At 38.8% G+C, this 12,256-nt stretch carries 9 protein-coding genes; 7 read left to right on the top strand and 2 right to left on the bottom strand.

Annotated elements, in window-relative coordinates; genetic code table 11:
* Positions 1-28: 28 nt before the first annotated feature.
* Entirely contained in the window at positions 29-379 is a 351-nt protein-coding gene (gene panD / locus A9996_RS18170) for an aspartate 1-decarboxylase (RefSeq protein ID WP_066438671.1), read from the bottom strand.
* Between the two features lie 13 nt (positions 380-392).
* Positions 393-1,241 carry a pantoate--beta-alanine ligase gene (gene panC, locus A9996_RS18165; protein ID WP_066438668.1) on the bottom strand — a complete coding sequence of 283 codons (849 nt, stop codon included), beginning with the start codon at positions 1,239-1,241 and terminating at the stop codon, positions 393-395.
* A 111-nt stretch (positions 1,242-1,352) separates the two neighbouring features.
* Here panC and A9996_RS18160 point away from each other — a divergent pair, with 111 nt between their 5' ends.
* The 7 genes from A9996_RS18160 to A9996_RS18130 all read left to right on the top strand — a co-directional run bounded on the left by A9996_RS18160 (position 1,353) and on the right by A9996_RS18130 (position 12,230).
* Positions 1,353-2,162 (top strand): glycogen/starch synthase, encoded by an 810-nt coding sequence (locus A9996_RS18160; protein ID WP_066438666.1) that lies wholly within the window; start codon positions 1,353-1,355, stop codon positions 2,160-2,162.
* Between the two features lie 48 nt (positions 2,163-2,210).
* Positions 2,211-3,821, top strand: coding sequence for a BamH family beta-barrel-assembly machinery protein (gene bamH, locus A9996_RS18155; RefSeq protein WP_066438664.1), 1,611 nt, complete (start codon positions 2,211-2,213; stop codon positions 3,819-3,821).
* Between the two features lie 6 nt (positions 3,822-3,827).
* A complete protein-coding gene (glmS, locus tag A9996_RS18150; RefSeq protein WP_066438656.1) occupies positions 3,828-5,675 on the top strand; it encodes a glutamine--fructose-6-phosphate transaminase (isomerizing) in 1,848 nt (615 codons plus the stop codon).
* A gap of 219 nt (positions 5,676-5,894) precedes the next feature.
* Positions 5,895-8,645: a TonB-dependent receptor gene (locus A9996_RS18145; RefSeq protein WP_066438654.1), complete on the top strand. Its 2,751-nt coding sequence runs from the start codon at positions 5,895-5,897 to the stop codon at positions 8,643-8,645.
* Positions 8,646-8,659: 14 nt separating this feature from the next.
* Complete coding sequence (locus A9996_RS18140) at positions 8,660-10,156, top strand: SGNH/GDSL hydrolase family protein (RefSeq protein ID WP_066438652.1); 1,497 nt, start codon at positions 8,660-8,662, stop codon at positions 10,154-10,156.
* 193 nt (positions 10,157-10,349) lie between these two features.
* The gene (gene atpD, locus A9996_RS18135) at positions 10,350-11,858 is read left to right on the top strand and encodes a F0F1 ATP synthase subunit beta (protein ID WP_066438649.1); all 1,509 of its coding nucleotides are present in this window, start codon (positions 10,350-10,352) and stop codon (positions 11,856-11,858) included.
* A 96-nt stretch (positions 11,859-11,954) separates the two neighbouring features.
* A complete protein-coding gene (locus A9996_RS18130) occupies positions 11,955-12,230 on the top strand; it encodes a F0F1 ATP synthase subunit delta/epsilon (RefSeq protein ID WP_066438645.1) in 276 nt (91 codons plus the stop codon).
* Positions 12,231-12,256: the final 26 nt, after the last annotated feature.

Genomic DNA, 12,256 nt, shown 5'->3' with positions numbered 1-12,256 from the left:
TGTATTTTTTTTGTATTAGGCCTCAATGTTATTTCAGTAGATTGGTAGCTTCATCAGGAAACACCAGCGATGGCTTAAAGGTTTTAGCCTCTTCCAATTCCATAAAAGCATAGGTGATTAAAATTAGGGTATCTCCAACCGCTACTTTGCGCGCGGCAGCACCATTAAGGGTGATCTCACCAGAATTTCTTGGACCAGGAATAACATAGGTGTCCAAACGTTCTCCGTTATCATTATTGACAATTTGAACTTTCTCGCCTTGAATAATATTGGCGGCATCCATCAAATCTTCATCAATAGTAATGCTGCCTATATAATTTAGTTCAGCTCCGGTACATTTGACACGGTGTATTTTTGATTTTACAACTTGTATTTGCATACGGCAAAGATAATTAATTAAGCTTTATATTGTCTATTAGCCGGATATCTCCAGCAAATACTGCTATAAAAGCTCTGTATGATTTTGTTTTTATTTTTGTTTCTAAGGGCTGCAAGGTTTCTTCGTCAGCAATGGTAAAATATTCCAACCTCAACAACGCTTGCTTTTCAAACTGGGTTTCAACCCATTCCACCACCTCATGAGCACTTTCTGTGCCAAAACGTTTTTTGGCAGTTTTTAGTGTTTCGTAAATGAAAGGTGCAGCACTTCGATGTTCTTTAGTCAAGCGTTGGTTTCGGGAACTCATGGCCAGCCCGTCTTTAGCTCTAAAGATGTCACACCCCACCACCTTAACTGGCAGTTGGTGTTTTTCTACTAATTTTTCAATAATGCGCAGTTGCTGATAATCCTTTTCTCCAAAATAGGCGAAATCTGGCCTTACAATTTCAAAAAGGCGCTTTACAATAGTGCCCACACCGTCAAAATGGCCATGTCGGAATTTCCCTTCCATCTGGTGTTCCAGACCATCAAAGTCAAAGCGCTCAGATATTATGGTGTCTCCATAAATATCTTTAACCGTTGGTGCATAAACTATGACATCCTTTGAGAGTGCTTGCAACATCTCCAAGTCGTGCTCCAAAGTGCGAGGGTACTTTTTAAGATCTGAGGTATTGTCAAACTGGGTTGGATTGACAAAAATGCTGACCACCATTTTAGCGTTTTCCTTCAAACCTATGCCAATTAATGACAAGTGACCTTCATGCAAAGCACCCATTGTTGGCACAAAACCAAGGGTTTGGTTTTTGAGTCCCAATCCGTCTAGCTCCTGTCTTAGTTCTTCTTTTTTATGGCAAATTATCATGTTGTAACAAAAAATTAACAGCGTGCAAACTTAAGATTTTACTCGCAATCTGCATAAATTTTTGTAATTTTGCGTGTTTTAAATTTTAACTTTTTTCAAACTATGTAATTTATGAAAGATAAGAGGATATTGTATGTGTCTTCCGAGGTTGTTCCTTATTTGCCTGAGACTGAAATTTCATCAATGTCATTTGAGGCTCCAAGAATGGTAAATAAACAAGGTGGACAAATACGAATATTCATGCCTAGGTATGGAAACATAAATGAACGTAGACATCAACTGCACGAAGTAATACGCCTATCTGGCATCAACTTGGTCATTAATGACTTAGACATGCCCTTGATTATAAAAGTAGCTTCAATTCCTAAAGAAAGAATTCAAGTTTATTTTATTGACAACGAAGAATACTTTAAGAGAAAAGCCACATTGACGGATGAAGACGGAAAATTGTATTCTGACAATGACGAGCGTGCGATATTTTTCGCAAAAGGCGTTATTGAAACGGTAAAAAAACTCAATTGGGCACCAGATATTATCCATGTCAATGGATGGTTGGCGTCCCTGCTTCCTATCTACTTAAAAGAGTATTACAAAAACGAGCCTTTGTTCACTGAAAGTAAAATTGTGACTTCCATATACAATCAAAGTTTTGAAGGCACGTTAGATAAGGGTATGATAAATAAAGTGAAATTCGATAATATTGATGACGCTGCGATTAAGGTTTTGGAAACTCCTAATTTTAACAACCTTATGAAAATTGCAATTGATTACTCAGATGCCCTAATAAAAGGGTCTTCTGAACTCCCACAAGAACTGGAAGATTACTTAAAAGCTTCCGAAAAACCAGTTTTGGACTATTACTCCCAAGAAGACTTTGCTGAGCCTTATACTGAGTTCTACAACACTAAAGTACTCAACTAATAACTAGCAAAACCTTCTATACGCTTTCAAATCCATTTAAAGATAGTAATGAAAAAGATAAAATTCGACCTTAAAAACCTATTTCTTCTTAGTGCACTCCTGACTTTGTTCGTGGCGTGTGACAAAGATTTTGTAACACTTGATTCAGATATTTCTGGTCAGAACAATTTTGACGTGTCTGACACGCAGTATGAAGTTACAGCCTACAACAACAAGCTCAACCCAGTTCAAACCAATGGATTGCCAGCCAATTTATTAGGCTTTTATAAAGATCTTGTGTACGGGAATACCACGGCAAATGTTGTGACTCAATTGGCCCCTACAACATTTGACCCAACTTTTCCTGACGATGTCAGATTGGATTCTGTAGTTCTCACGGTGCCTTATTTTAGTAAATCTACAGGCATTACAGATGGTGTTACGGCTTATAAGTTGGATTCTATTTACGGCACGGGCGCCATCAACCTTAGTATTTATGAGAATACTTATTTTTTGAGAACGTTTGACCCGAATTCGGAGTTCAATAGGCCTCAAAAATATTTCTCTGACCGATCTTTATCCCCGTCAACTCAAATTCCGTTGACTTCCCTGAAGAACAACCTATTAGAATCACGCACCGAATTTAAACCAAGTAATGCAGAAATCAAACAGAAAGTAGGTGAAGAACTTACAAGAACAGCGCCTGCATTGCGCCTTAAAATGGATACCGACTTTTGGCAGAATAAAATAATACTTAAAGAAGGTGGCACAGAACTGAGTAACTTAAATAATTTTCAAAACTATTTTAGAGGGCTTTACTTTGAAGCTGAAGCAAGAAATGAGGATGGCACTATGATGCTCCTAAATTTCGGGTCCACTAACGCTAACATCATCATGTATTACTCCTCGCCTCCTGTAGGGACGGCAACAGAGCGTGTTAATGCAACGTATAGATTAAACTTTGCAGGAAATAGAATCAATTTTTTAGATAACGACTTTTCGTTGACCATCCCTCAGGGCAATCCAGAAACTGGTGATGAAAAATTATATCTTAAAGGCGGCCAAGGTTCTATTGCTGTTATTGACTTATTTGGAGCCACTGACATTGATGACGACTTAGGCACCATAACACCTTTTGAAGAGTTCAAAAACGCTTATGTGGAAACAGATGCTGATGGTAAGTTTGTAAGAGCAAAACGATTGATAAATGAAGCCAACCTGGTGTTTTATGTGGATAAAACGCTTACTGCTGGGCAGGAACCAGACAGAATTTATATTTACGACACAAAAAATAACAGAACCTTAACTGATTATTCTTTTGATGCTCCTGATCAGGTAACGCCAAACAACTCTAGAACAAACCATTTAGGAAAGTTGGAACGCGTAAGTGATGCTAGCAACTCACAAGGCGTCAAGTACAAAATCAAAATTACTGAACATATCAAGAATCTTTTATTAAGAGATTCCACAAATGTCAGTCTAGGTTTGGCTGTGTCATCAAACGTCAATATTGAAGATGGGGCAGGGCAAGGTGCCATTTTATCAACGGACAACAAAGCTGTTACAACAGTGCCAGTAAGCGCGATCCTCTCTCCAAGAGGCACCGTTTTATATGGTAACAACATTGCAACGGATCAAAAATTATATTTGGAGATATTTTATACTGAACCTAAGAACTAATACAAAATGTGCGGAATTGTTGGATACATAGGCCATAGAGAGGCTTACCCTATTATATTAAAAGGATTGAAGCGCTTGGAATACAGGGGCTATGATAGTGCCGGGATTGCTTTATATGATGGCAAGGACCTTAATATGTGCAAGACTAAAGGCAAAGTTGCCGATTTGCAAGAGCTTTTAGAAAGCGAAATATCAACCAATGGAAAATTAGGCATTGGACACACACGTTGGGCTACCCACGGTGTTCCAAATGATGTCAATTCACATCCCCATTATTCCAACTCAGGTAATTTGGCAATCATCCATAATGGTATTATTGAAAATTATGACGCGCTAAAAAAAGAATTGATCAAACGTGGTTATACATTTAAATCAGATACTGATACAGAAGTGTTGATCAATTTGATTGAAGATGTCATGATCAATCAACATGCTAAATTAGGAAAGGCTGTTCAAATAGCCTTAAACCAAGTTGTTGGGGCCTATGCTATAGCTGTATTTGATAAAACAAAACCCAATGAGATTGTCGTTGCAAAATTAGGAAGCCCCTTAGCTATTGGTATTGGTGAAGATGAATACTTTATTGCCAGTGACGCATCCCCTTTCATTGAATTTACTGACAATGCCATTTATCTTGAGGATGAGGAAATGGCGATTATCAGACTAAACAAAGACATAAAAATCAGAAAGATCAAGGATGATTCTTTGGTCAATCCATACATCCAGAAATTGCAACTCAATTTAGAGCAAATTGAAAAAGGCGGTTATGAGCATTTCATGCTCAAGGAAATTTATGAGCAACCTCTGGCCATCAAAGACACATACAGAGGTCGTTTATTGGTAGAAGAAGGAATTATAAAATTGTCAGGTGTTGAAGATAACATGAAACGCTTTTTAAATGCCGACCGTATTATTATTGTGGCATGTGGCACCTCATGGCATGCAGGATTGGTTGCTGAATATATTTTTGAAGATTTGGCAAGAATTCCCGTTGAAGTTGAATATGCTTCCGAATTTAGATATAGAAATCCTGTCATTACAGAAAAAGATGTGGTCATTTCAATTTCACAGTCTGGTGAAACTGCTGATACCTTAGCGGCTATTAAATTGGCAAAATCCAAAGGCGCTTTCGTATTTGGCGTCTGCAATGTGGTTGGCTCATCTATAGCTAGAGAGACAGATGCCGGTGCTTACACGCATGCAGGTCCTGAAATTGGCGTGGCATCTACTAAAGCATTTACAACACAAATTACATTATTAACCATGATGGCCTTACGTCTTGCACGGGCAAAGGGTACCATATCCAGTTCTGACTATCGCCGTCAGTTACAGGAGTTAGAGTTAATTCCAGAAAAAGTGAAAGAGGCCCTAAAGGCCGATAAGCACATCCAGTCCATTGCAGAAACATATAAAGATTCTCGAAATATGCTGTATTTGGGAAGAGGTTACAATTTCCCGGTAGCATTGGAAGGCGCCTTGAAACTTAAGGAGATTTCTTACATCCACGCTGAAGGCTACCCTGCTGCAGAGATGAAGCATGGACCTATTGCCCTTATAGATGAAAACATGCCTGTAATTGTCATCGCTACTAAGAAAGGACATTATGAAAAAGTGGTCAGTAATATTCAGGAGATCAAGTCAAGAAAAGGAAAAATAATTGGTATTGTAACCCAAGGTGATGTGAGCGTAAGAGAACTTGCTGATCATGTGATAGAAGTTCCTGAAACTTTAGAAAATCTGTCGCCTTTACTAACCACAATCCCACTCCAACTGCTCTCTTACCATATCGCAGTAATGTTGGGCAAAAATGTAGACCAACCGCGTAATCTTGCAAAGTCTGTAACTGTGGAATAAGCTTTTTCTCAAAAATATTGCATTTACATTAAATGAAGTGCCTAAAGGACCAAAAACTATGAAATAATAGTTTTTGGCCTTTTTTTTTAAAAGAATATCTCAAATTAAATAATAGTTTCTTGTTGAATTATACTATGCATGCATAATTTTAATAAAAAAAACAATTCAAAGTATCATTTTATTATTTATATTGCTCACCAAATTAACTAATTCCCTAAAATGAAAACAATTCTTAAGATTATGATGCTGTTAAGTGTTGCGCTAACATATTCGCAAACAACAGTAACCGGAAAAGTGACAGATGCAAGTGGACAACCCCTACCAGGTGCTAATGTCATTGTTGTAGGCACAAGTACTGGGACAATATCAGACTTTGATGGAAACTACACTTTGAACACCCCTCAAACCCCACCATTTTCACTTCAAGCGAGTAGTGTTGGTTTTGAAACTTCGACAAAAGAAGTGACATCAACAAATCAAACTATTGACTTCAAACTAAGTGAGGGCACTTCATTGGACGAAGTGGTAATTTCAGCGTCAAGAACGCCAGAGCGTGTTTTTGAATCGCCAGTTACCGTTGAAAGATTTGGTCTTAAGGAAATAAAAAATACCGCTTCCGCTGGGTTTTATGACGGATTGGAAAACTTAAAAGGGGTTGACGTCAACACCAATAGTTTAACATTTAAATCTATTAACACCAGAGGATTTGCAACCTTTGCCAATACGCGTTTTATGCAGTTGGTGGACGGGATGGACAACTCAACACCTGCGCTAAACTTTCCAATTGGAAACTTAGTAGGTATGAATGAAACTGATGTCATGAGCGTTGAAATTCTTCCAGGCGCAGCATCTGCACTATATGGCGCCAACGCCTTTAACGGAATTCTTTTTATGCGTAGTAAAAATCCTTTTGATTTTCAAGGTATTAGTGGCTACCACAAACAAGGCATTACGTCTCAAGACGCTGGTGGAGATAACACCTATAGAGACTCAGGCTTGAGAATGGCTTATAAATTCAGTGACTATTTTGCTGCCAAAGTAAATTTTGGGTGGTTAAAGGGTACGGATTGGGTTGCAGACAACTACCAAGGCAAACCAGGAACTGGCGATACCCGAGCGAGTATAAATTATGATGGGTACAATATATATGGAGATGAAGTAGCTACAAATATTAGAGCTGCATCTGGTGGCTTAGGCATTATTCCTGATGTTGTAGTAAGTAGAACAGGTTATGAAGAACGTGACCTAACAAACTATAATGCTGAAAGTGTTAAGGCTGACTGGGGACTGTATTTCCGTCCATGGGCCAATGATTTTGAAATACAGTATGTGGGGAAAGTAGGTTCTGGTTCTACCATTTACCAAGGCACCAACAGGTATGCTTTAAATGGTTTTACACAGCAACAGCATAAAATTGAAATAAAAAACGACAACTTTTTTGTAAGAGGCTATGTTGTGGCAGATAAAGCTGGAGACTCATATGATATGGTGTTTACTGGAATCAATATTAATAGAGCATGGAAACCAGATCAACAATGGTTTGGACAATACATTCAAACCTATGCAGGTGCCACTCTTAGTGGCGCAACCGACGCTCAAGCGCACGCAGCAGCAAGAGCCGTGGCAGAAACTGGACGATTGGAGCCAGGAACTCCAGGTTTTCAATCTGCTTTTGATAGAATCACCAACGATCCTGATTTTACCTCAGGTTCAAAATTCCAAGATGCCTCTAAATACTACCATGCAGATGCTAATTATAATTTTAGCCATTTATGGGACGTTGTCGATGTTCAAGTTGGTGGTTCTTACAGACAATACAGCTTAAATTCTTCTGGTACCATTTATACAGATTACGATGGACCTATTGATTATTCAGAATACGGTGTTTACACACAGTTACAAAAGGAGTTTGATCTTGGTGCAGAAATGAAATTAAAATTGACAGGATCTGCACGTTATGACAAATCTGAATTTTTTGATGGCTTCGTTTCTCCAAGAATTTCCGCAGGTTTCACCGTCAATGAAAACCACAATATCAGAGCTTCTGTACAAACAGGCTTTAGAAACCCTACCACACAAGATTTATTTATTGGGCTTGATGCTGGTAGAGCAATTCTAGTTGGATCAGCACCAGCTAATTTAGACAGGTATGTAAGAAATTATCCGGTAAGTGCTGCTGGCCAACTTGGCTTTGGACAACCTGCCCAGATCTCTCAAGCAGGAGGTAGTGCTTATACAAACTCCTATTTGGCATCTTCTGTTCAAGCTTTTGCCCAATCTGAAAATCCTGCCGATTTAGTAATTGGAAATTCAGCCCTTGTAACTCCTGAAAAAATCACCTCGGCAGAAGTTGGCTATAGAGGTAAGCTCAATACGGTAGTTATTGACATGAGTGTTTACTACAATAAATACAAGGATTTTATTTCAGGTGAAGTGGTACTTGCTCCTTTATATGGTACCGTTGGTGACAACGGACTATCTGTAGCTGCAATAGCTAATGGCGATTTCAAGACCTATCAAACCTATACCAATTCTGAAGCAGATGTTAACTCATACGGAGGCTCAATAGGCTTATCTACAAAAGTTTTCGGAAACTTTGATTTAGGTGGAAGTTATACCTACACGAAACAAGATTTTGACCAGGCAGCATTCCCTGATTTCAGGACAAGTTTCAACACACCTACGCATAAGGCTAAAATAAACTTTGGCAATACTGATTTGTTCAAAAACTTCGGCTTCAATGCAGCTTGGAGATGGAATGACAACTACTTTTGGCAAGCAACGTTTGGTGATGGTAACATTCCAGCGTATCACACGCTTGATGCACAGATTAACTATACAGTGCCTTCATTAAAATCAATCTTTAAAGCAGGCGCTACCAATCTTTTAGGTGAAGAGTATTTTACAGCTATTGGAACAGGTTCTATTGGTTCAATGTATTACGTATCTTGGACAATCAATAACTTATAAAATAAAAATTTACGATGAAAAATATAAAATATTTATTGCTGTCTTCAATTTTGGTTGTTTTTACAGCGTGTAGTGAGGACGAGTATGATTACAACCCCACTCCTGAACCTTTGCCTGAACTGACCGCTGGATCAGCAGATTTCACAACCTATGTATCTGTAGGAAATTCATTGACCTCCGGTTTTACGGATAATGCACTTTTTATTGCGGGTCAAAAAAGCTCCTTTCCAAATATTTTGGCACAAAAGTTTGCTTTAGTCGGTGGAGGTGATTTTACATTACCCTTAATGAATGATAACGTAGGAGGCTTTCTATTTGGAGGAAATGCAAATCCGAGTTTTGGACCACGGCTTTATTTAGATCTTACAACAACCCCAAGACCTACACCTACACCATTACCTGCAATGTCTACTACAGAAGTTTTTGGACCAACCTTAGGGCCTAAGAACAATATGGGAATTCCGGGTGCAAAAAGCTATCATTTACTTTTTGATGGTTATGGAAACCCTATAAATTTAGCGACTGCAACTGCAAATCCTTATTTTATAAGAATGGCTTCAACACCATCTGCAACCGTATTAGGCGACGCCATGTCCCAATCCCCAACATTTTTTTCTTTATGGATTGGTAACAACGATGTTTTAGGGTATGCACTTACCGGCGGTGATGGTACAAATCCTATAACACCTCTTGATGGACCTCAAGGTGTTGGTTTTGCACAAACTTATGGCGCTATTGTAGCAACATTGACTTCTGCCGGCGCACAGGGTGTGGTTGCTAACATCCCATCTGTGACTACTATTCCACATTTTACGACAGTACCGTACAATCCTGTACCTCTAGATGCTGCAACAGCAACTGCATTAAATCAAGGGTATGCGCAATATAATGGCGGACTTCAATTAGCCTTAAACGCTTTAAATGGAACTGGTCTGTTCACGGCTGCAGAGGTTGCAAAAAGAACTATAAACTTTTCTGCTGGACCTGCAAATGCGCTCGTTATTATTGATGAAACCTTGACAGATTTAGGTGCTATTAATCCTGCTTTTGCTGGAATCCCGAAATATAGACAAGCTACTGAAGACGATTTATTCGTATTACCGTTGTCATCATTAATTCCTCAAGGCTATGGTACTCAAATTCCATTGGCAGACAAATGGGTATTATTACCAAGTGAACAGGCAGAGATAGCCACTGCCACAACTGCCTTCAATAACGTGATTTCTACCACTGCTTCTCAAGCCGGTTTAGCGTTTGTTGATGCCAACGCATTATTGAACCAATTGTCAAATGGAGGTGTCTCAACTGGAGATTTCATCTTAAGGTCCAATTTAGTGCAAGGTGGTGCTTTTGGGTTGGACGGTGTCCATCCTACATCAAGAGGATATGCACTTATCGCGAATATGTTCATGCGCGCCATAGATACGACTTACGGTTCAAACTTTGAAGCCTCAGGAAATTTTGCTGACGCAGGAAACTATCCAACAAATTATGGTAAAGAGTTCAGATAATTGATACTAAAAATTAACTATTAAAACACCTTTCGAAAAAAGGTGTTTTTTTATACTCAAAAAAGCGCATAAAAAGCACTTTATAATTAGTTAAAAAACTATATCTTTGCAGCGCGAAAAACGCAGTATTCCACTTGATTGGGTAAGCGTATATTTCGTGTTAAATTTCAATTCAACATTAAACATATAAGTAATGTCAAAAGTTACAGGTAAAGTTGCACAAATCGTTGGTCCAGTAATCGACGTAGCCTTTCAAGCGGGTTCAAGCCTTCCAAAAATCTATGATTCTTTAGAAATTCAAAGACCTGACGGTTCTTTATTGGTACTAGAAGTCCAATCGCACATTGGTCAGGACATGGTACGTACCATCGCCATGGATTCTTCTGACGGTCTCAGCAGAGGTACTGAAGTTGTGGCAACGGGCTCCCCTATTCAAATGCCAATTGGCGAAGATGTTTATGGACGTTTGTTTAATGTAATTGGAGATGCTATTGATGGATTGGGCAATTTGCCTAAGGCTGGTGATGCTGGCTTACCTATCCACAGACAAGCACCAAAATTTGAAGATCTATCAACTTCTACAGAAGTTTTATTCACAGGTATCAAAGTAATCGATTTGATTGAGCCTTATGCAAAAGGTGGTAAAATTGGTTTATTTGGTGGTGCCGGTGTCGGTAAAACAGTATTGATTCAGGAGTTGATCAACAATATTGCAAAAGGTCATGGTGGACTTTCAGTATTTGCTGGAGTTGGAGAAAGAACTCGTGAAGGAAATGACCTTTTGAGAGAGATGTTAGAGTCAGGCATTATCAAGTATGGTGATGACTTTATGCACTCTATGGAAGAAGGCGGCTGGGATTTATCAAAAGTTGATATGTCTGTAATGAAGGAATCAAAAGCAACCTTCGTTTTTGGACAAATGAATGAACCTCCTGGGGCTCGTGCTCGTGTGGCATTATCTGGTTTGACTATTGCGGAATATTTCCGTGATGGTGCTGGTGAAGCTCAAGGTAAAGACGTATTATTCTTTGTTGATAATATTTTCCGTTTTACACAAGCTGGTTCTGAGGTATCTGCGTTATTAGGGCGTATGCCTTCCGCGGTAGGTTACCAACCAACATTGGCTACTGAGATGGGCGCCATGCAAGAACGTATCACGTCCACAAAAAGAGGCTCCATTACATCTGTACAAGCGGTCTACGTACCTGCGGATGATTTAACAGATCCTGCACCTGCTACAACCTTTGCCCACTTAGATGCGACAACGGTATTGTCTCGTAAAATTGCTGAGCTAGGTATTTATCCTGCTGTAGATCCTTTAGATTCTACATCACGGATTTTATCTGCAGATATTTTAGGCAATGAGCATTACAACTGTGCTACTAGTGTAAAAGAATTGTTACAACGCTATAAAGAATTACAAGATATTATTGCCATCTTAGGGATGGAGGAATTATCTGAAGATGATAAATTAGCGGTGAATAGAGCAAGACGTGTACAACGTTTCCTGTCACAACCATTCCATGTTGCTGAGCAATTTACCGGGATTCCTGGAACATTAGTGGACATTAAAGAAACCATCAAAGGATTCAATATGATTATGGATGGTGAATTAGATCACTTGCCAGAAGCAGCTTTCAACCTTAAAGGAACCATTGAAGAAGCGATTGAGTCTGGAGAGAAAATGTTGGCTGAAGCCTAATCAAGCAGAGCTTGATAAATTATAAAACAGTAAACTCCAAATTCCAATATTTAAGTCATTGGAATTTGGGATTTAATAATTGATATTTTTAGAACTATGTATTTAGAAATCGTATCCCCAGAAGCATCACTTGTAAGTGGTAACGTCATAAGTGTTACTGTACCGGGTATAGAGGGAGAGTTCCAAATGTTGAATAACCATGCCGCCATCGTTTCTATGCTTGGTGAAGGGAAAGTGAAATTTAAGGGTGATGCAAAAATTGCGGCGGCTCACAAAAAGAACTTTACACAAGAAGATGGCCAATGGGTGTTAAAGATCACTAGCGGTACGGTAGAAATGAATGATAATAATGTTATTGTATTGGTAGACTAACTAAGACACACATTTTAATATAAAAA

Origin of the sequence: Gelidibacter algens (assembly GCF_001678675.1) — a bacterium.
In the GTDB taxonomy this organism is placed as follows: Bacteria; Bacteroidota; Bacteroidia; order Flavobacteriales; family Flavobacteriaceae; genus Gelidibacter; species Gelidibacter algens.
The sequence above is the reverse complement of the archived record's forward strand: the minus strand, read 5'-3'. Positions and strand labels throughout refer to the sequence as shown.

What these genes read in the sequence shown, in the direction of transcription:
- panD (WP_066438671.1), bottom strand. Translation starts at nt 379, where the DNA reads ATGCAAATACAAGTTGTAAAATCAAAAATACACCGTGTCAAATGTACC.
- panC (WP_066438668.1), bottom strand. Translation starts at nt 1,241, where the DNA reads ATGATAATTTGCCATAAAAAAGAAGAACTAAGACAGGAGCTAGACGGA.
- A9996_RS18160 (WP_066438666.1), top strand. Translation starts at nt 1,353, where the DNA reads ATGAAAGATAAGAGGATATTGTATGTGTCTTCCGAGGTTGTTCCTTAT.
- bamH (WP_066438664.1), top strand. Translation starts at nt 2,211, where the DNA reads ATGAAAAAGATAAAATTCGACCTTAAAAACCTATTTCTTCTTAGTGCA.
- glmS (WP_066438656.1), top strand. Translation starts at nt 3,828, where the DNA reads ATGTGCGGAATTGTTGGATACATAGGCCATAGAGAGGCTTACCCTATT.
- A9996_RS18145 (WP_066438654.1), top strand. Translation starts at nt 5,895, where the DNA reads ATGAAAACAATTCTTAAGATTATGATGCTGTTAAGTGTTGCGCTAACA.
- A9996_RS18140 (WP_066438652.1), top strand. Translation starts at nt 8,660, where the DNA reads ATGAAAAATATAAAATATTTATTGCTGTCTTCAATTTTGGTTGTTTTT.
- atpD (WP_066438649.1), top strand. Translation starts at nt 10,350, where the DNA reads ATGTCAAAAGTTACAGGTAAAGTTGCACAAATCGTTGGTCCAGTAATC.
- A9996_RS18130 (WP_066438645.1), top strand. Translation starts at nt 11,955, where the DNA reads ATGTATTTAGAAATCGTATCCCCAGAAGCATCACTTGTAAGTGGTAAC.